Raw genomic sequence first — 22,354 nt, forward strand, 5'->3', positions numbered from 1 at the left:
AAATACTATGTTGCCCTTTGACGAGATTCACTTATGAAAAAGAAAAAAATAGCGATCATTATTCTCTTATTTTTTATTTTGTTAACGAGCACACGCATATTGTGGTTGCATTTATTTACTCAGCCAGACCAACCCTACGCAGAAAAAGGGCAAATCGATGTACGGGATTTTGATTTTCAACAGAATGCTTTGACGCTGGATGGTGAATGGGCATTTTATTCTTCTCACTGGTTGATGGATAGTAATCAACCACCTTTCCCCCCCACGTACATACAGGTTCCAGATGGTTGGGATCAAATTTTTCAAGAAGGTAAGCTGACGCCATATGGCTATGGCTCCTATCATTTGAAAATACAGGTTAATCCAGAAGAAACAAAAACATTTAGCATAAGGGTGCCTAGCATTCGTAGTGCAGCAGAAATATATGTAAATGATCGTTTAGTTGCGAAGGCTGGTGAGCTAGGTGAAAATCGAGCGCAAACGATGGCCAAAAATGTTCCATTTACAGCTTCTTTTGACACAAAGGGCCAAAGTGAAATCGACATTGTTGTGCAAGTGGCTAACTTTCAAGATCCTCGTAATGGGGGAATTGTGCGGTCTATAAAATTTGGATATGAAGATGTTATCTATCGCGAAACACAATTGTCTATTACCATGCAGCTATTAGTGGCAGTCGTTTTACTTTTACATGCCCTTTACTCGATCATCCTATATTTAGTTGGAAATAAGGAAAGACCTTTACTGTTCTTTTCACTCTTAACCGTCAGTATCATGTTTTATTATCTATTAGGGAGTGACGATAAGCTTCTTTCATTTTGGTTTCCAATCAATTATGATTGGGGGTTTATATTGGTTCACCTTTCGATGATTGGCATTGGCTATTCCCTGCTACAATGTATCGATCCATGGCTACCGCGCCATTTTCACCGTTATCAGCAGGGATTTGCCCTTGTATGTGCCTGTGCAGCTGTGTTGGCTATTGTACTACCAACACGATATGTAGTGTCGATACAAAGTGTTTATATTGTCATTTTAGGCGTTCCCATTGTGATCACCATGATGATGATGCTAGGAAAGGCGCTCAAAGATATCCGTCAGCATGTTTTTCTGCTTTTAGCAATCCTTGCATTTATTAATAGTATTCTTTGGGATATTTTGCTACTGATTTCAGGAATCAAGGTGATTTCATATCCCTTTGATTTGATAATGACCATTGCTTGTTTAGCGACATTGTGGTTTAAAGATTACGCAAAAGTGCATGCGGATACAAAAGACCTTGCCCAAAAATTGCAAGAGACAGATAAACTAAAGGATGAATTTCTGGCAAGCACCTCCCATGAATTACGCAATCCGCTTCATAGTATTATCAATATGTCCAAGGCTGTTTTAGAGCGTGAGTCTCATGCACTTAGTCATAAAAGCGTCCATGATTTAGAAACGGTGCTGTCTGTTGGGCAACGAATGTCGCATTTATTGAACGATTTACTTGATGTGATGAGCCTAAAGGATAATACTCAAAAATTGCATCTGACCACGGTTTCCATTCATACCATCGTGGCTGGCGTCTTCGATATGCTACGTTTTATGATTGAAGGAAAGCCAGTTCAGTTTGTTCAGCAAATTCCAGCAGACTTTCAAAAAGTATTGGCAGATGAAAATCGGGTAATCCAAATTATTTTTAATTTGGTACATAATGCCGTGAAATTTACTAATGAAGGTACTATTACGATTTCGGGCTATACCGAGGCTAGCATGGCGAAGATTGTGGTGGCAGATACGGGCATTGGCATAGATGAGGAAACCATGCAGCGATTATTTGAGCCATATGAGCAAGGTACTGTCAGTAAGACGATAGTAGAGGGCGGATTTGGGCTAGGGCTTAGTATTTGTAAGCGACTGGTTGAACTACAAAGGGGAACATTGGACGTACAATCAGTGGTGGGACAAGGCACCACCTTTACCTTCACATTACCACTATCTGACGAAGCGGAAGCTCAAGAGGTAACGCTTGCACAGCAGACTCATCAAAAACAGGAAAGCCCTGAGGTACAGCAAGATGGAATGAACGATGTAGGAGATGCGTGGAATCAACCACGAATTTTAGTAGTGGATGATGAGCCCATCAATTTAAGAGTGGTGGAAACCCTCTTGGCGAATGAGCAGTATGATGTCGTCACGGTGACAAGTGGTTTGCAGGCACTTGAATATATACGGTCCCAGGAATGGGATTTAGTGATTTCAGACGTAATGATGCCGAAAATGAATGGCTATGAATTAGTACGAATCATCCGTAAGCAATTCTTCATGACGGATTTACCCGTACTATTACTAACTGCACGTAGTCAGCCACATGATATTGAAAATGGCTTTTCAGCGGGGGCCAATGATTATGTCGTCAAGCCTGTTGATGCCTTAGAGCTTCGATCTCGCGTTGAGGCATTAACAAAGGTGAAGCGATCTATTCAAGAACGACATCGTATGGAGGCAGCGTGGCTTCAGGCACAAATCGAGCCCCATTTTCTCTTTAATACATTAAATGCTATCTTAACGTTAAGTGAATTGGACAGTGAGCGGACAGCTAAATTAGTAGAGGCATTAAGTGATTTTTTAAGAGAATCCTATAATTTTCAAAACGTAGAAGCGCTTGTTCCATTAGAAAATGAACTTCGGTTAATTCAAGCCTACCTCTATATTCAGCAGGAACGTTTTGGTGAACGTATTCGCGTCGTATGGGACTTAGATACAGCGACGAATGTATTGATTCCATCGCTAACCATTCAACCGCTAGTTGAAAATGCATTAAAGCATGGTATTTTAAAGCGTGTTGAAGGGGGAACCGTTCACATTCGTATCATTAATTGTGGTACTCATATCGAAATTAGTGTCTCAGATGATGGCGTTGGTATGGACGAAGAGCAATTGGCGAAGCTACTACAGCCGAACAAACGTCCATCCAGAAGTATTGGCTTATCGAATACCCATAGACGTCTGCAACAGCATTACGGTCAAGGCTTACACATAACAAGCAAGCTGCATGAAGGAACTGCTGTTTCATTTGTTGTATTACCAAAGAAAACAACTAATCAATTAGATGCCTTCTCCCTCAGCGAATACTGAGAGGGGGGAAGGCATCTTGCATCTTATGTTAATGACAAACTTGATTCTGTGGCATTTTGGTTTTAAAGTGCGTAAATAAATAACAGCCCATAATAACGATCAGTCCTCCAATGCCTTGAAGCCAACTCAGCTTTTCACCGATAAAGAAGAACGCGAGCAGGGCAGTGAAAATAGGATTGAAGTTTAGGAAAATGCCAGAGGTTGTGGCTCCTAATTGCTGTACGCCTATATTCCAAAAGACCATACAAACGACAGTAGAGATAATCCCTGTATACAGAAGAGAAAGGATGAAAGATGGATTAATATTAGAGAAGGTGAATTCCGTACTGGTGAACGGGACAAGAGTAAGAACACCGAACACTCCCGCATACAATGTGGCCATTAATGGAGAGGTTGTTTTCATAGCCCACTTACTACAAACCGAGTAAAGTCCCCAGACACAAACCGCAGCTACCATCCATAAATCCCCTGTATTCAATTGAAAATCCAGTAACTGCTGCAAATCTCCTTTCGAAAGGACGAGAACCACCCCCATGAAAGAAAGAGTCATAGCCAAAAGCTGCAAGCCATTTATTTTTTCTTTGAGAAAAGCAAATGAAAAAAGGGCTATGGACATCGTATTCATCGTTGAAATAAGGCCTGCATTCGTGGATGTTGTTCGCTCCAACGCTAAAAATTGAAAAATATTAAACAGGGCGACACCTGTAATACCCATGAACAATAACGGCACAAGAGCTGCTTTTGCAGGGACTAGCTTCTTTTCTTTCCACCAGACTAATGGTATAAGGACAATCACCGCAATGAACCATCTTGCCATCGTTAAAGTCATCGGAGAGGCATGCGCCACAAGCGTCTTGGCCACAACAAAATTGCCTCCCCAAAGTAAGCTTGTGACGAGCATTAAGCCCATATAAAATTTGACCAAGGTATGTAACCCTCCTATGATTTTATGTATATTAAGAATCATAGCATTATTGAGGTTTTGGCTGTATAATATTTTGTATAATTGTACTAATTTGAAATAATTAAAATAAATTTAATAAATTTCAGAAGAATATTCTGAAATAGAGTCTAATATGTACTTGCCGAATAACAATCAAAAGGAGAGATAACAATGGAGGAGATTAAAAATAAAGCATTAGACAGTGTGGATCTTCAAATTTTAGCGATTTTGCAGAGAGAGGTGCAACTCAGTAATGCAGAATTGGCTAGACGAGTAAACTTGTCTCCACCAGCAACTCATACAAGGGTCAAACGCCTTGAAACAGAAGGATATATCGATCAGCAAGTGGCTATTTTAAATCAAGAAAAGCTAGGATTTGATTTACTGTGCTATGTCTTTATGAGCACTAATATTCACCAAGCGAAGGAAATCGAGGAATTGGAGGACAGCTTAAAAACGATGACCGAAATCATGGAATGTCATTGTTTAACAGGTGCATATGATTATTTGTTAAAGGTTGTCATTCGAGATCGCAAAGAATTAGATCAATTCATCCGCAAATTAAATAAGCTAGGGGTTTCTAGAATTCAAACGAACTTATCCTTGAGGGAAATTAAATATTCTACTGTGTTACCTATAGAAGAAAACAGCAAGTGTGAGTTTTAGGCTCAAACTTGCTGTTTTTTTAGTTTTCAGGATGACCTATTAAAGGTTTTCTACGATACTTGTGGCATACTTTTTCAGGTTAGACAACGATAGAATTTTATAGAAGCGTGTTTGGATGCTCTCTACTTTTCTCGTTATTCATCCTTTGCTGGGAGTTGGTCATATCCCAAAGTATTCAGGTTTTCTTGTGGCTGCGCATTGACGGTTTGTTCTTTAGCTTCCGCTTCTTCGCTAGGCGGAGCTTCTTCCGCAGAACAGGCAGCTAAGAGGGAAAATAGCACGCAACTTAATAACAGTAGCTTCTGCATGAGGCAAACCTCCATATATTCGATGTTGATATGAATATTTTGTCCATTTTCATGCAGAATATGTTGAACATCGCTTACAAAAAATTATGCTACTGTATTACTAATAATGGTACTAAAGCCATTAGTGGCAGCATTGTTTATAAGCTGTTTTATAGATTGAACTGCTTGATCTGTGAAAATATACCAGCTATCTTCAAACACATCATGCAGTAGATGATGGGGATGACCTTGTAATAGTTCATCAGGGAATGCAGTATTTAATGAATAAATATCAAATTGTTTGACTGTGTTCGTATCATCGCTCATAAAACGATATTGCCCACGTTTAGAATAGGAACCAGGTATGTCTAAATTAATTTGCCATGAATATTCTTTAGGTGCCTCTACTTTGTTTCCTTTTTGCTGGAAAACTTGATAAAGCGCTTTATGATAAGCATTGCCTTTAATGTCTTGAATAACACCACCCATTGTCATTTGATATTCATAGCGGAGGGCTTTTATTTTTTTATTGTCAAGTAGTAGTGGTTCAGAAGTGATACTGACTGTACCTTGATTGTATTGGACCTGACTGCCAAATGTTTCCGCAATAAAGCGAATCGGTACATAGGTACGATTATTTTTCATGTATGGCTGTACATCCAATTGCTCTGTTTTGTCATTTTTCATGACAGTCTTGTTGTTGAGATTTAATACAATCAATGTTTTATTCATGGCAAGGGTAATTTGTGAATCCTTCCAATGCACTTGCGCACCTAGATTTTCACTGATCACACGCAATGGCACCATGATTCGATTGCTTCTTTGCTCGGGTGCTGTATCAGATTTTACTATTACGTCATCTATTTTAATTTGTGTAGTGGCAGCATCAGCCGGAAAAGCCACAAAAAACATAGATGTTAACAATAGTCCAGTGAAGACTTTTTTCATGGTAGTCAACCTCCTATATTCGAGTTTTTAGCATCTTCAATATTTTACCATAGTTATTGGCTATTGGTCGCTAATTTTTTACAGCTATATTCCGTAATTGTTCTCGAATACTAACGGTGAAGGGAGGTTTTTAAATGAAATTATTGACCTGGGGTATTGTTGGTGCAGCACTGTTTGCTGCCATGAAAGGCTATGGGAAATCAAATCAAGGACAGAAGGATAGCTTTCAACAAACGACGACGCCTGTACAACTAGTTGCCAATGCGAATCCACTGACAGCCAATACACCGAAACAGTAAAACGAAGAGAAGCTTATAGATTACTTTGATCTATGAGCTTTCTATAATTTTACATAAATATCATATAATTGGTATAATAGATTGCGAGAAAAGAGGTGGGATAGATGCTTGATTTTACAAACTATCATGACGATTTAGAAGAAATTCTGCAATTATTTAACGAAACCGTACATACTTTTATGTCCATAAGGATTTTCAAAGACAGGGGATTGCAGCAGCCTTAGTAGATTTACTAGAAGTGGACGCAAAAAAGCTTGGTCTTACCCATATCTACACAGATGCTAGTCTTACAGCGAGACCCTTCTTTGAACGAAAAGGATACCAAATCATTCAAAGACAAACCGTCGAGCGTCAAGGCATATTGTTCATGAATGTTAGTATGGGTAAATTATTTATTGATGAAAAGGACGGATGAAAAAGATGCATTATGTAAAGGGTTTTGTCGTATTAATGATGCTATGCTTCGTGTTTAGTGCCTGTGCACAAACAGAAAAGCCTTCCCATAAAAAACCAGATATTGAAAGTATCACGGTTTCATTCGAACATCCAGAAACGAAGCAACCATTTAAAATAGTTCATGCTTTTGAACTTTTTCAAAACTATACGGAAAAGGTAGAAAGTAATCCAGATCGTTCACCATTGGACATCTATCGAGAAGAGGTCATTGATCCCGTTTATAGTGCATGTTTTGAGAATGGTGAATATATAAACATGGCTGAGACGGTGTTGAATAGCACGACCAAACAATTGAAAGAAAATCAATTATTAAGCGAAAAAATTGATAGGGAAGCAACAGAAAAGAGTATTAAGGAAGGTCTGTTCAAATCTTCTGAACTCCTTCCCACTAAAAATGAAACGACGGTATGTGTTTTTCCAGCCACAGATGTAAACGCGAATATGGTAACGATTGGTGCAGGTAAAATAACAGCCCTCTATAATAAATATTATACAAATGAATTTATTAGGGCTGTAATTGCCCATGAATATCATCATAGTGTTGCAACTGAAAAACGCCCGCGTAATGAGGGGACAGTGCTAGATCATCTCATATTTGAAGGAAGGGCAGTGATGTTTGAAAAATTAGTTTATCCTGATTTAAATTTTACGCGAATAGATTTGGATTACAACAAAGTTTATTGGTCTGATGTTGCAGCGGATTTGGAAAAGCATAACTTGATTCGTGCCCTAGAAATAATTAGAGGTGGAAATGGTCTACCCTTTAGTTATGGCTACAGCGAAGGCTATAAAATGGTTAAATCTTATCTCGATTTGCATCCCAATGTATCGATAGAGGAGTGGACTGCCTTAAGTCCGAAAGAAATTTTTGAAAAAGGAAAGTATCTCGAAAATTATCAATAAACAAATAAGCAACAGACCCTGTATTAAACTCGGTCTGTTACTTCGTTTAGGCATCGATGAATGGTGACAATTGCTTGTAAATGCATACCTTCATGAAAGATGGTACGTAGGAGTACTTGTTCAATGGTCTGCATACCCATGTCGATAGGTGGGAATTCCTCAGCCAATCGATGACCGTATCGTTCCTTTATCTGTGAAGGCTGCTGAGCCAAGTACTTTTTTAACTCCTCGAATGTGGGCGTTTTTTCGTCAAAATGCTTAGGCGACGTACCAAAGCTAAACCATTTCATGAGAGCTACTAATGCTGTATCCTTTTCTTTTGTTAACGCCTCTAGCCATAAATATTGATCGAGATAAAGATGGCCCATATTCCAGCGAATATTATTATGAAAACCAGCTGGAATGATGTTTGCCTTTTCTTCTGACACATGCTCTAGCAAATGGAGTAACTCGCTACGGTAATGTGCTAACTGCTGAAATAAATTTTCTTGACGTTCATTCAAGTTCACCCCTCCTTTTTAGTATGTATTGGCTAAAATTCTCCATTTTCCTGCAAAAAAAAAGAAGAACACTCTTTTGTGTTCCTCTCCAGATTATCTACTTTGTGTCTGTAGTGCTAAACGGACACCGAGACCGATATAGACAAAGCCAACAGTTTTTTCAAGCCAACGTGAGCTACCACTTGTTTTCGTAAAGATTTTTTCACCAATGAAGCTTGTAATAATTGCTAGTAGTATTGTATACAAAGCACTCATCACAACAAAGGTGATGCCTAGTGTTAGCAATTGGCTTGTGACAGATTGCTCGTTGTGCTGTACAAATTGTGGTAAGAAAGCAAGGAAAAATAAAGCTGTCTTCGGATTTAAAATTTCTGCTAAAAAGCCTTGGCGGAATGATGTACTAGCAGGGCTTTGTTCCACAGTTGGTTGTTCAATTTTTTTTGGTTTTGTGAGGAGCATCTGAATACCTAAATAAACAAGGTAGGCCACCCCAATATATTTCACTACCTCAAAGGCTGTGGCTGATTTCATCAAAATAGCAGAAAGACCTAAAACAGCCGCTAACGTATGAACTAAATCTCCAAGACCGATGCCTAAAGCGGTATAAATACCATTCTTTTTGCCACTTTTTAATGTTTGTGTAATCGTGATAATAACAGCAGGACCTGGGATTAAAAATAATAAAAGTACTATTGCGATAAAAGATAACATGCGAAACCTTCCTATTCTAATAAACTAATCAATCTAAGGTGAATGCATGGAATATTATATTCCAGCGACTATAGGGCTGTCGATAAAGAAATATTGAAAAAGGAATGAAAAAAAATTCAGAAAACAATTTAGCGAGGAGATGATCGGCATGAAATGGTCCTATTGTCTACAACTATTCATATTTATCCCAATTGTGGTGACGAGTATGTGTGGTCTTATTACAAAAGATTTTTCGTTCTTACCAGTTACTTTCATGTTATTAGGTTGTACATTTTTACTCATTGGTATGAGAGCGTGGCAAAGAGCCAAACGATCTACCATTAGTATTCTTTCTTTTGGTACGGCCATTTTTCTATTTGTCATTGTCGGACAGTCATTTTTTGACTAACTTCATTTTTATTACTAAGTACTAATATTTAGTGTTAGAATAAGGTTATAAAAATGCTGTGGAGGAATCAATATGTTAACAAGTCAACAATTGCAAGAAATATTACCACATCGCTATCCGTTTCTTTTAGTAGATCGTATTTTGGAATTAGAGGAGGGAAAGCGTGCAGTCGGATTGAAAAATGTGACAATCCATGAGGAGTTCTTTCAGGGACATTTTCCACATTATCCTGTCATGCCAGGTGTGCTCATTGTGGAAGCGTTAGCGCAAGTCAGTGCAGTCATTATGCTGACAAAGGCAGGGAATGAGGGGCGGTTAGGCTTGCTTGCGGGCATTGATCATTGTCGCTTTAAAAAACAAGTTAAGCCTGGTGATCAGCTACGGCTTGAGGTAGTAATCAACCGTGTGAAAGGGACAGTCGGTAAAGGAAGTGGGGTTGCCACAGTGAATGGAGAAATCGTTTGTGAAACAGACCTTGTTTTTGCTTTTGGCCAGTAAAAGGAGGTCCTTTTATAAATGATAGTTTCATGCATAGTGTTTTTGTCTTGACTTTGCTTGATGACGTACTACATACCCATCTTATCCTCATGATTCAACTGAAGACTCCCTTCTCTATAGGGGCAATGAATACTTTTTGGCGGGTGAGCGCCACGTGGTAATAATGGTGAAAGCATGTCACAGGATGTAACGATCGGCAAAAGTGAAGCGTCTGCGACAAATACACCATGGTGTGATTGAATGTTGTGGATAAGCTTCAACAAAAAAATTATAGGAGCCTGGAAAACATACGTCATGATAAATTTTAATGAAATAAAGCTAAACATAAGCATTTTTTTATGAAATCCACAAATAATAAAGTACGAAAATTATTTGGGGACGTGAAAATGTGAAAAAATTTTTACTGTTTTTACTACCACTTTGTTTGATCACGGTGTCGTTTTTTTATGTCAAAGTAAGTTCTTCTGAAAATAAAGGGAGAAAGTATTATGAAGAAGCAGGACAAATTCTTTGGGAAATCCAAACAGAGGAAAAAATCATTGCCTTAACGTTTGATGATGGTCCACATCGTACCTATACAGCGGATGTTCTTGATGTATTAGAGAAATACAATGCGAAAGCTACTTTTTTTATTGTTGGTCAAAATGCAGAAAAAAATCCTGAATTGATAGCAAGAATGTATGAAGAAGGGCATGAATTGGCCAATCATACCTTTACACACCCTTTAAAAACAAATGTACCTAATTTAATGAAGGAAATTCAACAAACAGATGAGGTAATTGCAGGAATTACGGGCTATCAGCCAACCTTATTTCGCCCCGTTGAAGGGCAATATACCGATGCCATGATAGAGGCGATTGCCAAAAAAGGCTATAAAGTCGTGATGTGGTCTTGGCATTTGGATACGCTCGATTGGAAGAATCCTGGGGTCAATCGCATCGTTAATACGGTTTTAAAAGGCGTAAAGGCTGGCAATATCGTGCTGTTTCATGATGGTGGCGGAAACCGAGCCCAAACCGTCAAAGCATTGGAGCAAATATTGCCAGAGCTTGAAAAGCAGGGCTACCAGTTTGTGACGGTTTCTGAATTGATGGAACTACAAAGGACTCATCAGAAGATAAAAAAACAGTAGTGTGGTAGGTATTTGGCTTCCACACTACTCTTTATGTAAAGGTTATTTTAACATTTTTTTGATTTGCTTTAGTTCAGCAATTAAATAATCGATTTGTTTCTGCATGTTATCGACTTTGGCTGTTTGATCACCATTATTTGTTGGAGAAGAATCGTTCTTCGCATTTTGTAGTGCCTCTAGGGCTAGACCAGCTGCGATGGTCTGAATGCCATCCCCTAAAGTTGAAATGGCTGTGCCGATATAGGCTAACTTTGCAATATAAATATCCATTGAATCATTGTTCTGGTTCTGTTTATTATTTCTTCCCATTTTCCTGCCTCCTTACAATTGTCATTACTTGCATCATATGCGACAACAATGGAAAAGGCGATTCACGAGGCATTTGAATGATTCGCTAAAATGGTAATGTTAGCTCAGCAAAATTATTGGGGGAAAATAGCATGGGCAAATGTAGAGCTTGTTGAAATGGATAGTGCGTTGCTAGAGGGAATGGGCAGGAGCGATTAGCAAACTTTCAATCTTCCTATGTAGACGTTGCGACGGAAACATTCAAATGGCTGCACGAAAGTTAGGATTGTAGCCTAAGTTGATTGAGCTTCAAGAGATGAGCTAATGGAAAAAGCGCCTACACTGTATGGTAATTTTTCAGTCGTATATAAAGGGCAACTGCTTTCCTTCCGTCGATTAACTGTTCATACGGTCTATAAAAAAGGTGAAAAAGAATGAATAGTTGCTAAGGAGCTGCAACTTTTTTCGTCACTTGTACGTTATATTCTTATAGCATTTCTATGATTCTTTGAGTTTTTGGTTGACTGCAACTAGGAAATGAGTAAAATTAAAAGGCAGTACCATTATATACCTAAACTTAACAGTATGATGAGTAAATAGGTGCTAGGATGCTAGATAGGATGAAGCATGATAGGTTAAGGTTTGTCATGAAGTTTTGGCAGTCTTTTTCTTTTCGTCTTCTGGATAACCTGTTAAGATGGTAGTAGTGTGACAACAAGTTAGTGTATATGAGAGTGGTGACAATCAAGATGGATGAACAGAAAAATGAAAGTACAGAACAGCAGCAGGAGCCGACTCCAGCAGAAGTAAAGCCGGCAGGACAATTTATACAACTGAAACCGTTTAAATTTATCATGCTAATGTTCTTTACAATCCTTATTACGGCAGGGTTAACGATTTTTGCGTTAACGTTTGGTGATAAGAAAGTAGTAGAAGTGAAAGTTCCGACTGAACGTGAGGAATTTACAAAATTATATGAAGCATTTGATTTACTGAAAAATAACTATTACCAAGATATTGATGATGAAAAAGTAGTCGATGGTGCTATTAATGGTATGTTCGATGCATTAGGCGATCCTTATTCTGACTTCATGGTAAAGGAAGAAGCAGATCAATTTAATTCTGGTTTATCTTCTAGCTTCCAAGGAATTGGAGCGGAAATCCAAGAGCGTAATGGTTATATTACAGTTGTGTCACCTATCAAAAATTCTCCTGCAGAAAAGGCAGGCTTATTACCAAAAGATATCATCTTAACGGTTGATGGGAAAAGCATTCAAGGCTTGAGTGCAACAGAAGCGGTTGCTTTAATTCGCGGTGAGAAAGGAACACCAGTGAAATTAACGGTGAAACGCGGCGAAAACACAGAGGCTATTCATATGACCATTGTTCGTGATGAAATCCCAGTAGAAACAGTTTATGGGGAAATGCTCGATGGCAATATTGCCCATATTCAAATTACATCATTTAGTGAACAAACAACGAAAGAGCTTGAAAAAATCCTTGCTGAGTATGAAGGCAAAGGAATGAAAGGCATTGTTTTAGATTTACGTCAAAATCCTGGTGGCTATTTAACGGCTGCTGTCGATATTTCTAATTTCTTTGTACCAGAAGGAAAAGCGATTGTTCAGGTACAAGAAAAAGATGCAGAGCCTCAGATTACTAATGCCATTGCAGGTAAAAAATATAACCTACCAATTACAGTACTTGTCGATAGTGGTAGTGCCTCTGCCTCTGAGATTTTAGCAGGTGCATTAAAAGAATCTGTAGGTGCCAAAGTTGTAGGTGAAACATCCTTCGGTAAAGGGACTGTCCAAAATGTAACACCATTAAAAGACGGCTCTAATCTGAAATTTACAACAGGTAAATGGTTAACACCGAATGGGAACTGGATTAACGAAAAAGGCATTGAACCTGATGTCAAAGTTGGTTATCCATCGTATGCTACTTTACCTTACTTGAATGCCTCTTTAGAAATGAAGACAGGCTTACAGTCGGACTCTGTAAAAGCAGCGGAGGAGATGCTTCAAGTGCTAGGGTATGAGCCTGGTGAAATAGATGGTATTTTCGATGACAATACTGCACGTGCTGTAGAAAAACTACAAGCAGCGAATAACCTTGAAGAAACAGGTATTTTAACAGGCAATACAACGTATGCGTTAATGGATGCTTTACGTGCAAAAATGAAAGCCGATGATCCTCAGTTATTAAAAGCGAAAGAGCTTCTTTCAGGAACAGCCGAAAAAACAGAGGACACAACAAACTAACAATGTAGCTGTCGCAACGGTCGTCTTTCACGGCATTTGCGACAGCTTTTTTTATAGGAGGAAAAATGATGAAAGATGTATACCTATTTAGTGGCTTTTTAGGGAGTGGCAAAACATCCATGCTTACGGATGTCATTCGCCAATTAAAAGAAAAGAATCTAAAGCCTGCAGTTATTATGAATGAGCTAGGAAAGCTGCCATTTGATTCACAGGCAGTGGAGAAAGATATCCCGCTCAAGGAGATGCTAGAGGGCTGTATTTGCTGTTCAGGTGCTGAAAAAACGGAGGCACAAATTCAATCTCTTCTATTAGATAGTGATTTTGATGTATTAATTATTGAAACAACGGGAGCTGCTCATCCTGTGGAAGCATTAGATGCTGTGTATTCACCACTTTTTGCAGATCAGTTAAATGTCAAAGGCATTATCACAGTGGCTGATTCCAAGCTCTGGCTGCACCGTGATACGTTAACACCGCAAGTACGCTCTTTATTTATGGAGCAAATTCGACATGCGCACTTATTATTAGCAAATAAAACAGATTTATTAACAGAGGCAGAGCAAGGACAAGTGGTCTACGAACTCCAAGGCTTAAATCCACATGCCTTTATTTTGCAAACAACGAATGGGCGAGTCCCACTTCACTTACTTGAAGGCTTAAAGGCAACGGCACAGGTTGATAAAGCTGACATTGTCAAAGCGCCAATAGCCTCCATGCAGCTTGGCTCACGCTTAGTGGAATTCACAGATAGCGAATTTACACAGGAGCAATTTGAAGATTGGATTCGTACATTACCAGAAACGATTTATCGTATGAAGGGCTATGTGCCGATTGAGGGCATTAAAAATCCGATGCTGTTTCAATATGCTTATGGAATGGTCCAATGGCTCCCTGAGTATATCAAAATGCCAGCAAAACTTGTCATTATTGGAGAAAATGTCAGTTCTTTACCTATCATTGGGGGACAATGAATAAATTTGATAATCTGCGAAATGTTGCATATGTACGTCATATGTAGCTTTACGCAGGTTATTTTATTTTTATGTAAATGAATTGTAATGCCTTTGTAACATAACTGTAATATTGAATAGCAATAAACACGCGACACTAGCTATCTCTAGGCCTATTCCATAATTGAAGGTAAGAAAATAGGCTGAGAATCTAGTGCATAAAACCATCATTTTTTATTCATTTTAAATGCGTATTTTCGAAAATAGTAACGAGTTTAAGAGGGGTGTCAACCCTCTTTCAAACGTAAGTATTTCATAGATTGGCGAAAACTAGTAAAAAATAGTGCAAAAAAAACGCGATTTTTCGCGCATTTCTTTCTTCGTTGGAGACGTTAGCAAATGTTGGTAAGATTTTTATGAAAATCATCCTTTACGATTAGTTGCAGAGAAGGAGGAATTGCAAACATGAAAAAAACACTCACTGCAATTTGTGCAACAATTCTTTTAGCAGCTCCAATTCAAATAGCTTCAGCTGCTGCTAATACAACAGAAGGGGATTCTGTACAGCAATCAACGAACTGTAAAGTTTATTATTATAAATGGTCAAACAATCATAAGTGGAATATCAAATTACCACAGGCATCTACACCATCTAAAGAGGTGCCAACAACAAATAATAATACACAACCAACGCCAAATAATAATCAATCATCACAAAACGAAAAACCAGCAACACCACCAGCTACTTCAACACCATCAACAACAACTTCAGATGTGAACGCATTTGAACAGGAAGTAGTAAAATTAACAAACGCTGAGCGTACAAAAGCTGGTTTATCACCACTTCAAACAGATGCGAAATTAATGGCTGCAGCTCGTGAAAAATCACAAGATATGCAAACAAACAAGTATTTCTCACATACAAGTCCAACATTCGGTTCACCATTTGATCGTATGAAAGCTTTAGGCATCACTTATAAAGGTGCTGGAGAAAACATTGCTCAAGGTCAACGTTCACCACAAGAAGTAGTACAAGCGTGGATGGACTCACCAGGTCACCGTGCGAACATTTTAAATGGTAAATTTACGCACATCGGTGTAGGTTACGTGAAATCAGGTAACTACTGGACACAACAATTTATTCAAAAATAATCACTGCTTACACAAAAGATACCCGATAAGTCTCTAATGGCTTATCGGGTATCTTTTTTTATTTGCAAAAGTTAAATGCTAATGGACTGTTTAATTATTGAGCAAATCACAGGCTTCATCACTCATACATCAACCTTTATCGTCCAACTTTTAAATTTTATCGTCTAACCATCAAAATGATAGTTTTTAAACTATGTTTTTGGGGAATTACTAAATTAGTAGTAGGTAAAAAGTAGGGAAGGGTGAGGTTGATGAAAAAGCCGAATTTATTAAAGCATTTTTTTGCAAGAGAAGAAAGTACACAGGCGATAGCGCTGGCTACAGTTCAAGATCATCGTTTATTCTCATATGCCATGTCCTTTGCGAAGTATCACCCTGATATGATGATTGTCTTTGCAGCGGATGGAGAAATTATTTATGTAAATCAAGAGGCACTCTATCAACTATTACACTATCGACCAAGCCATGCAGAGGATTTTAAGCGAATTTTGACGGTCCCTGATTATAAGCGGCTAAAAAGAGCATTCAACCAAACATTGCGGGGGAAATCGGTCAAAATTGATATAGAAAGGCTACAGCATCAAGGTCAACAGCTAAGCCTTGTACTAACATTTATACCGATTAAAAATGGTGAGGATCAGGCAGAGGGGCTTTATTTAATTATTGAAGATATGTCTACCTATTCTGCGATGAAGCATCAATTATTGCTTCATGAAAAGCATTTAAATTATGCTCAGCATATTGCCGCAGTAGGGAGCTGGGAATACTTTATTCAGCATGACAAGCTGTATTGCTCCGATAATTTTTATCAAATTTTTGGCTTTAGCCGTTCAGAAAACGACGGTATTGATCGAGCTTTCCAATTCATCCATCCAGATGACCATGAAAAGACCTACGATGCATTTAACAATGCCCGAAAAGGCATCAACTTGAATAGTGAATTTCGAATATACCATGGTGAAACTCATGATTTACGTTATGTACAAGCAGCGGCAGAAGTAACTTGGAAGGATAATAAGCCCTTTAAGATGGTTGGGGTTGTAAAGGATCAGACAGCTTTTAAACTGCTTGAGCAGGCATTAAATGATACACTCGCCAACTATCATTATATTTTTAATCATTTAGATGCGGGGATTTGGATGCGAGATTCCATTCGGGGAACAATGCTTTTTGCCTCAAAAGGGCTAGAGGGGATTTTAGGCATTCCACTAGCGAAGCTTTACGAAGACGCCGAAGTATGGATTAACATGATTCACCCTGCACATCGCGAGGAGGTACTAGCGTACACCGATTATCTTGCTATCGGCAAGAGCTACCAAGTGATTTATCGTATTTTTACAGGTGAAAACCAAACAAAATGGTTGCTTGAGCAAATTGTACCGAGACTCGATGAGAAGGGAAAAGTAAATCAAATTTTTGGCTTAGTAACGGATATTACAAAGGAGGTTGAACGAGAAAAGAAGCTCAATTATTTAGTGTACTATGATGAATTGACAGGCTTACCAAATCAATTGAGCTTGCATGATAAAGTGGACACGCTCTGTTCGGCAGGCGAGCCATTTGCCCTTCTCTATATTTCCATTAATCGTTTTCATGTGCTAAATAATGCATTAGGTTCACAAATCGGTGATGAGCTTCTTCGAGTGGTGACCCAGCATTTTGCCAAGCTTCTCGATGATACTAGTTACTTGGCACGCCTAGACCATCAGCATTTTATTTTGGTAATGAAAAAATATGTGAGTAAACAGCATATTTACGCATTGGCTAATCGTTTACTGAAAATCTTTGATACCGCTCTGACGATTAAAGACTATCAATTGCATCTCTCTGCTAGCATTGGCATTGTTTTTTATCCTGAGGAAGGTAGAAAGAGAAATATCTTATTAGAAAATGCTTACTCTGCTTTGTGCTATGCGAAGCAACAAGGGCGCAATCGCTTTCATATTTATGCCTTTACAGAAGATATTACTTCCTATAAGCAATATGTGCTAGATCGTGATATGCGTCAAGCGATGTTAAATGAAGAATTTGAGCTATATTTTCAGCCATTGGTAGAGCCACAAAAAGGCAATATTTATGGGGCAGAGGCGTTAATTCGTTGGCATCATAAAGAATGGGGGCTTGTGTCACCTGGTGAATTTATCCCTTTAGCGGAAGAAAATCATATGATCCATATTATTACAGATTGGGTCATTAAAAAAGCATGTGCTTTCTTGCGGAAATGGAAGCAAGATGGGCATGTACTGCGTACGATTAACATCAAAATTTCACCTATTCGTTTGATGAAAAGGGGCTTTGTCCCATTTCTTCAAGAGCAATTGCAGCTCAATGAAATCCCTGCTCACTATTTACAATTAGAAATTACAGAAAGGACCATTTTAAAAAATAGCGCAAGTGTTATGACGGTATTAAAGGAATTGCAAGAACTTGGTGTCAAAATTGCTATTGGTGATTTTGGAACAGGCTATTCATCGTTAGAATCATTGCGCACGTTTCAGCCAACAACGCTTCATATCTATGAGGCGTTTATTCGGCAAATTCGCCATGATCATCCTATTGAAAATGGGCTTATCTCAACAACGATCTATTTAGCAAAAATGCTAGGTATTCAAGTAGTGGCAAAAGGGGTCGAAAGCTATGATCAATATATTTTTTTAAAGCAGCATGAATGTCATTATCTACAAGGAAGCATCTATTCAAAAGCAGTTCCTGCGAAGGCTTTTGAAAAAATGCTAGCTAAAGGCTTCTTAGAACCGCCGAAAGCAATTGTCCATCACAAGCCAGCTGTGGAGCGTCGCAAGTATTTTCGCTTTCATTTCCCAGCCTATGTGAAGGGCTCTATGACCATTATTGAAATGAACCAGCAAAAGCTTGCTATCGGTCATACGCCAATCGTGATTGAAAATATTAGCTTAGGGGGAATGAAGATTCGCTCTACACTGAAGCTACCAATCAATCAAACGATGAAGTTTCAATTTAACTTTGTGTTGATGAACCAGTCATTTACTATAGAAGGTACATTTAGATGGACATTAGAGGAAAAGTATCAAATTTATTCATACGGAGTAGCCTTCAATCTAACGCAGGAAAATGAGGGGAAATTAGCGCCTATCATCAATCGTATGACAGCTTTGCATAATCAGCATGAAAAAATAGAGGGGACGCCCTTTATCTATGAAGATATTGAAGCTTATTTTAAAAAATAATCCATTTAAAGATGCCCCTCTGTTTTAACGGGCATCTTTTTTATGGCTATGAATCCCACTATGCAAGCGTTTGAAAATGGCGAAAAATGTTTATACTCTCCAATAGAGGGGGGCGTTTTATGGATAAAGTGGAGTATATGATGAAAAGCCTACAAAAAGCATTCTACCATTCCTCGGATTTGACAGTCAGACAAGTAGATTGGCATGAAGGGGATACGGCTATTTTATGCTTTTACGCTTCTCTAGTTGATGCGAAGGAAGTACAAAAAGTACTGGATACCATTTATGCCCGTTTAGATACAGATAAACCTTTTTGGAGTGAAACGTTAATTACGACATTGCAAGATTTTTCCTTACCGCAAGCGATTGAAAGAGTCTGTCAAGGGGAAACGATCGTGATATTGCCTGAAAGGGGAGAGATGCTGACACTTAGCATCATAAATGAGGTGCGTCGAAATCTCGAAGAGCCGATCAACGAACATATTCTTCGAGGTTCGCATGAGGGCTTGATTGAGCGTGCAGACACCAATTTAGCTTTGATACGAAAGCGAGTGAATAATCCCGCACTTGTCGTAAAATCTTTTTCGATTGGCCATCAAACGAAAACAAAGGCCTATTATCTGTATATGGATGGGGTCATACAGCCTGAGACCTTACAGGAGGTTGAAAAGCGGATTGCAGCGATTCAGATCGACTATTTTTATAGTATTGGTCAATTAAGCGATGCGTTAGAGGATTCGGTGTTATCGCCCTTTCCACAATTGTTAAATACAGAGCATCCAGATCGTGTAGTAGCCAATTTAGTGGAGGGCAAGGTCGTGGTCATGACAAATATTTCACCATCTGCCTTAATTGGTCCCGTGACCTTTTTCTCTTTCTATCAAACACCCGATGATTATAATGGTCGGGTTGTTGTTGGCTCCTTTTATAAAATCGTCCGCTTACTGTCGTTTATAACCGCGGTTTTTTTACCAGCTTTTTATATTGCAGTAGTTAGCTTTCATTTTGAGGTACTGCCACTAGAACTGAGTAATCAAGTGAAAAACGATGTGAATGAAATCCCTTATCGACCACTAATCGAAGCGCTCATTCTTGAAATCATTATGGAGCTTATTCGAGAATCGAGTATACGTTTGCCGCAATCTGTAGGGCAAACAATTGGAATCGTTGGGGGGCTAGTAATAGGAGATGCCATCGTTAATGCAGGGTTAGTGTCTAATTTAATGGTCATTGTCGTTGCCTTAACGGCTATTTCAAGCTATGTCGTTCCATCCGTTGAATTGAATAGTACCATACGTATGTTACGCTTTCCGTTTATGGTCCTAGCCTCATTGTTTGGGTTTTTAGGGATTGTCATAGGGGTTGTTATTTTACTCATTCATCTAATCAGTTTAACTTCTATTAAACAGCCGTATTTTTCACCCATCGTACCTTTTCAGCCAAAAGCGGTGTATAAAATTTTTTTACGCTGGCCATTCATTAAACCGACTGTGCAAGTTACTTCCTTTGACCCACCAGAGGATGAACAGCTAAAAAATGAGGATACGCCATGAAGTTTTCGCTATCTAAGGCTCAATTTTTTTTAGTACTATTTATTATTCAAACAGGTGTCGTCTATATTGCCTTCCAAACCCCTTTAATCATTTACAGTCAACATAATGCTTGGCTCGTTTTTATTTTAGCAAGTGTCATTCATTATGGTCTGTTGCTCCTGTTTGAACGCTATTATGCCTACTTTTATTTAAATCGATTTTTTCGCTGGGTCTATCAGCTTTATTGGATTTTATTAGCGGCTGTACTGATTGCCTATATGGGATATGTTTTGGCCACATGGGTATTACCACAAACCCCTGAATGGCTCGTTGTTGTACTGATTGTCGCACTATCCTTGTATGCCAACCTAGTAAGACCAGAAACGGTCATTAACATCGGTGTCATGCTCATACCAATCATTTTCCTTTTTGTGCTTTTTTTAATGCTGGCGATTCCCGATTTAACATGGAGTAATCTATTTCCTATTGAATGGAATCATATGAGACAAATCATGGGGGGCTTGATTCATAGTACCTATGCTTTTTTTGGCATTGAAATGTACCTTCTTTATCGACCATTTCTAAAACAAGATACACAGGTGAAAGGGCGGCCTTTATTCATCTACCAACTGGTCATTTTTGTATTTTATTTGATTTCCGTGCTTTTTACACAAATGTTCTTTGCCTTAGATGAAATCAAGTTGATCCCAGAGCCGATTATGTATATTTTAAAATCACAGGAAGTGACATTTGTTAAACGACTTGATATTTTCTTCCTCTATATTTGGCTATCATGGTCTATTGTCACGGTCATGATTTTTGGTCTGTCCTTTCGAGTGCTGTATCTTTCAAAAAAAAGGAAGCATCCGAAATGGAGTATTATTATCTACCATCTTTTACTGGCAATACTACCGCTCTTTATGATGCAATTTCAGCGCATTGAGTTTATTAAAAATTCTTTGCACTATGTATTATTCTTTTTTACCTTTCTACTACCGCTCATCATTATCTGTTGGAATAAATGGAGGGGAAAACGTGTATCGTAAAGGGAGTATAATCATCTTATCTATAGTGCTTTTAGCGGGATGTTGGGATGAACGCCTTTATAAAAATGCGTCTGTCGTAACACTCGTTGGTGTGGAAGGCTATGTTGGGGAGTACAAAGGCTATTATGCTTATCCGAATACAACAGCACAGCAAAATGAAGTGATTGAAGCGGAAGGGATTTCACCGAAAGATGTACGCAATAACGCCAATTTGAAAGTCGAGCAAACGCTTGATCTATCGGAGCTATCAACGCTCCTAATAGCGGATCAAACAGTGAGAGAGCCCATTTATGATATCTTGGATATTTATTTTCGCGATCCTCAAAATCCGATATCCATCAAAGTGGCGATAACAGAAGGGGATGTCAAACCATACGTCGACTTAACGAAGGATTTAGCTGGAAGCGCAGGCGTTTATTATGAACGCTTTATCGAAAGTACAGAGGAAAATACCTTTTTTCCGAAATTAGATTTACAAACGATTGGCTCGATGTTATTTGAACAAACAATCGATATCACGCTACCGTATATTCGGCTAGGTGAGGATAAAAAGCACGTTGTTGCGGCTGGTTTAGCTTTATTTTCTGGTCAAACCTTTACGGGCACAGTATTAACGCCAAAACAATCCCTCATCATGCTCATTTTAATGAATCAAACTAATAAGCAAGCACGTATGAGTTATATGTGGAAGCATGACGGGAAAGAAATGCCGATTACGGCAGATGTTATCCATGTGAAGCGTAAATGGATAGTGGATGAGGAACTGAGACGAATAACGATGGATTACCAACTCGAGGTCGGAATTGAAGAATTCGCCCAAGATCATTTGTATAAAGAAACCATTTTTAAGGATGTTCAACAATTGATTCAAAAGCATTTGCAGGCGGAGTTTGAGGAGGTCTTACGTATACTTCAAAATCAAAAGTCTGATACATTAGGAATTGGTCGCTATATTCGTGCCTATCACCCGAAGATGTTTAAGGACGACTGGCATGCGGAATATACATCCTTACAGCTCGTGCCGTCTGTTCAAGTGAAAATCATTCGTACAGGTGTATTACGCTAAAA

At 38.6% G+C, this 22,354-nt stretch carries 20 protein-coding genes and 1 pseudogene; 15 read left to right on the forward strand and 6 right to left on the reverse strand.

Annotated features, from left to right (window positions below; genetic code table 11):
• Positions 1–33 precede the first annotated feature (33 nt).
• The gene (locus MHI22_RS03720; protein ID WP_340811086.1) at positions 34–3,117 is read left to right on the forward strand and encodes a hybrid sensor histidine kinase/response regulator; all 3,084 of its coding nucleotides are present in this window, start codon (positions 34–36) and stop codon (positions 3,115–3,117) included.
• A gap of 28 nt (positions 3,118–3,145) precedes the next feature.
• Here MHI22_RS03720 and MHI22_RS03725 read toward each other — a convergent pair whose 3' ends face one another.
• The gene (locus MHI22_RS03725; RefSeq protein WP_419185192.1) at positions 3,146–4,027 is read right to left on the reverse strand and encodes a DMT family transporter; all 882 of its coding nucleotides are present in this window, start codon (positions 4,025–4,027) and stop codon (positions 3,146–3,148) included.
• A 204-nt stretch (positions 4,028–4,231) separates the two neighbouring features.
• Between MHI22_RS03725 and MHI22_RS03730 the strand changes: the two genes are divergently transcribed.
• Entirely contained in the window at positions 4,232–4,726 is a 495-nt protein-coding gene (locus tag MHI22_RS03730) for an Lrp/AsnC family transcriptional regulator (protein ID WP_036126093.1), read from the forward strand.
• Between the two features lie 134 nt (positions 4,727–4,860).
• On the opposite strand, the gene MHI22_RS03735 is transcribed toward MHI22_RS03730, so the two are convergent.
• Positions 4,861–5,034 (reverse strand): hypothetical protein, encoded by a 174-nt coding sequence (locus tag MHI22_RS03735; RefSeq protein WP_170829867.1) that lies wholly within the window; start codon positions 5,032–5,034, stop codon positions 4,861–4,863.
• A gap of 84 nt (positions 5,035–5,118) precedes the next feature.
• A complete protein-coding gene (locus tag MHI22_RS03740) occupies positions 5,119–5,961 on the reverse strand; it encodes a copper amine oxidase N-terminal domain-containing protein (protein ID WP_058844448.1) in 843 nt (280 codons plus the stop codon).
• A 134-nt stretch (positions 5,962–6,095) separates the two neighbouring features.
• On the opposite strand from MHI22_RS03740, the gene MHI22_RS03745 reads away from it, so the two are divergent.
• The 3 genes and pseudogenes from MHI22_RS03745 to MHI22_RS03755 all read left to right on the forward strand — a co-directional run bounded on the left by MHI22_RS03745 (position 6,096) and on the right by MHI22_RS03755 (position 7,619).
• Positions 6,096–6,260: a hypothetical protein gene (locus MHI22_RS03745; RefSeq protein ID WP_180957800.1), complete on the forward strand. Its 165-nt coding sequence runs from the start codon at positions 6,096–6,098 to the stop codon at positions 6,258–6,260.
• Between the two features lie 178 nt (positions 6,261–6,438).
• Positions 6,439–6,675: pseudogene (locus MHI22_RS03750) on the forward strand (GNAT family N-acetyltransferase); the annotation flags it as partial.
• A gap of 5 nt (positions 6,676–6,680) precedes the next feature.
• Positions 6,681–7,619, forward strand: a complete 939-nt coding sequence (locus tag MHI22_RS03755) for a DUF2268 domain-containing putative Zn-dependent protease (protein WP_340811087.1) — start codon at positions 6,681–6,683, stop codon at positions 7,617–7,619.
• A gap of 23 nt (positions 7,620–7,642) precedes the next feature.
• Here the strand turns inward: MHI22_RS03755 and MHI22_RS03760 are convergent, their stop codons facing one another.
• Together MHI22_RS03760 and MHI22_RS03765 are read right to left on the reverse strand one after the other, a co-directional pair.
• Positions 7,643–8,122, reverse strand: coding sequence for a DinB family protein (locus tag MHI22_RS03760; RefSeq protein WP_340811088.1), 480 nt, complete (start codon positions 8,120–8,122; stop codon positions 7,643–7,645).
• A gap of 90 nt (positions 8,123–8,212) precedes the next feature.
• Positions 8,213–8,830 (reverse strand): LysE family translocator, encoded by a 618-nt coding sequence (locus MHI22_RS03765; protein ID WP_036126079.1) that lies wholly within the window; start codon positions 8,828–8,830, stop codon positions 8,213–8,215.
• Between the two features lie 148 nt (positions 8,831–8,978).
• Here MHI22_RS03765 and MHI22_RS03770 point away from each other — a divergent pair, with 148 nt between their 5' ends.
• The 3 genes from MHI22_RS03770 (at position 8,979) to MHI22_RS03780 (ending at position 10,848) form a co-directional block, all read left to right on the forward strand.
• Positions 8,979–9,218 carry a DUF3953 domain-containing protein gene (locus MHI22_RS03770; protein WP_058844445.1) on the forward strand — a complete coding sequence of 80 codons (240 nt, stop codon included), beginning with the start codon at positions 8,979–8,981 and terminating at the stop codon, positions 9,216–9,218.
• 72 nt (positions 9,219–9,290) lie between these two features.
• The gene (gene fabZ, locus MHI22_RS03775; protein WP_036126075.1) at positions 9,291–9,716 is read left to right on the forward strand and encodes a 3-hydroxyacyl-ACP dehydratase FabZ; all 426 of its coding nucleotides are present in this window, start codon (positions 9,291–9,293) and stop codon (positions 9,714–9,716) included.
• A gap of 388 nt (positions 9,717–10,104) precedes the next feature.
• Entirely contained in the window at positions 10,105–10,848 is a 744-nt protein-coding gene (locus MHI22_RS03780) for a polysaccharide deacetylase family protein (RefSeq protein ID WP_036126074.1), read from the forward strand.
• 42 nt (positions 10,849–10,890) lie between these two features.
• Here the strand turns inward: MHI22_RS03780 and MHI22_RS03785 are convergent, their stop codons facing one another.
• Complete coding sequence (locus MHI22_RS03785) at positions 10,891–11,157, reverse strand: hypothetical protein (protein ID WP_036126072.1); 267 nt, start codon at positions 11,155–11,157, stop codon at positions 10,891–10,893.
• 728 nt (positions 11,158–11,885) lie between these two features.
• Here MHI22_RS03785 and MHI22_RS03790 point away from each other — a divergent pair.
• From MHI22_RS03790 to MHI22_RS03820, 7 genes are all read left to right on the forward strand, one after another.
• Positions 11,886–13,400, forward strand: a complete 1,515-nt coding sequence (locus MHI22_RS03790) for a lmo1851 family serine protease (RefSeq protein ID WP_036126069.1) — start codon at positions 11,886–11,888, stop codon at positions 13,398–13,400.
• Between the two features lie 68 nt (positions 13,401–13,468).
• The gene (locus tag MHI22_RS03795; RefSeq protein ID WP_058844442.1) at positions 13,469–14,371 is read left to right on the forward strand and encodes a CobW family GTP-binding protein; all 903 of its coding nucleotides are present in this window, start codon (positions 13,469–13,471) and stop codon (positions 14,369–14,371) included.
• Positions 14,372–14,815: 444 nt separating this feature from the next.
• Positions 14,816–15,502, forward strand: a complete 687-nt coding sequence (locus tag MHI22_RS03800; protein WP_036126066.1) for a CAP domain-containing protein — start codon at positions 14,816–14,818, stop codon at positions 15,500–15,502.
• Positions 15,503–15,753: 251 nt separating this feature from the next.
• Entirely contained in the window at positions 15,754–18,708 is a 2,955-nt protein-coding gene (locus MHI22_RS03805; RefSeq protein WP_340811089.1) for an EAL domain-containing protein, read from the forward strand.
• Positions 18,709–18,827: 119 nt separating this feature from the next.
• Positions 18,828–20,261: a spore germination protein gene (locus tag MHI22_RS03810; protein WP_249645688.1), complete on the forward strand. Its 1,434-nt coding sequence runs from the start codon at positions 18,828–18,830 to the stop codon at positions 20,259–20,261.
• Positions 20,258–21,286 (forward strand): GerAB/ArcD/ProY family transporter, encoded by a 1,029-nt coding sequence (locus MHI22_RS03815; protein ID WP_340811090.1) that lies wholly within the window; start codon positions 20,258–20,260, stop codon positions 21,284–21,286. The genes MHI22_RS03810 and MHI22_RS03815 overlap by 4 nt, the downstream gene beginning before the upstream one ends.
• Positions 21,276–22,352, forward strand: coding sequence for a Ger(x)C family spore germination protein (locus MHI22_RS03820; protein ID WP_058844439.1), 1,077 nt, complete (start codon positions 21,276–21,278; stop codon positions 22,350–22,352). The genes MHI22_RS03815 and MHI22_RS03820 overlap by 11 nt, the downstream gene beginning before the upstream one ends.
• Positions 22,353–22,354 lie beyond the last annotated feature (2 nt).

This window comes from Lysinibacillus sp. FSL L8-0312 (assembly GCF_038003285.1).
GTDB lineage: Bacteria > Bacillota > Bacilli > Bacillales_A > Planococcaceae > Lysinibacillus > Lysinibacillus fusiformis_D.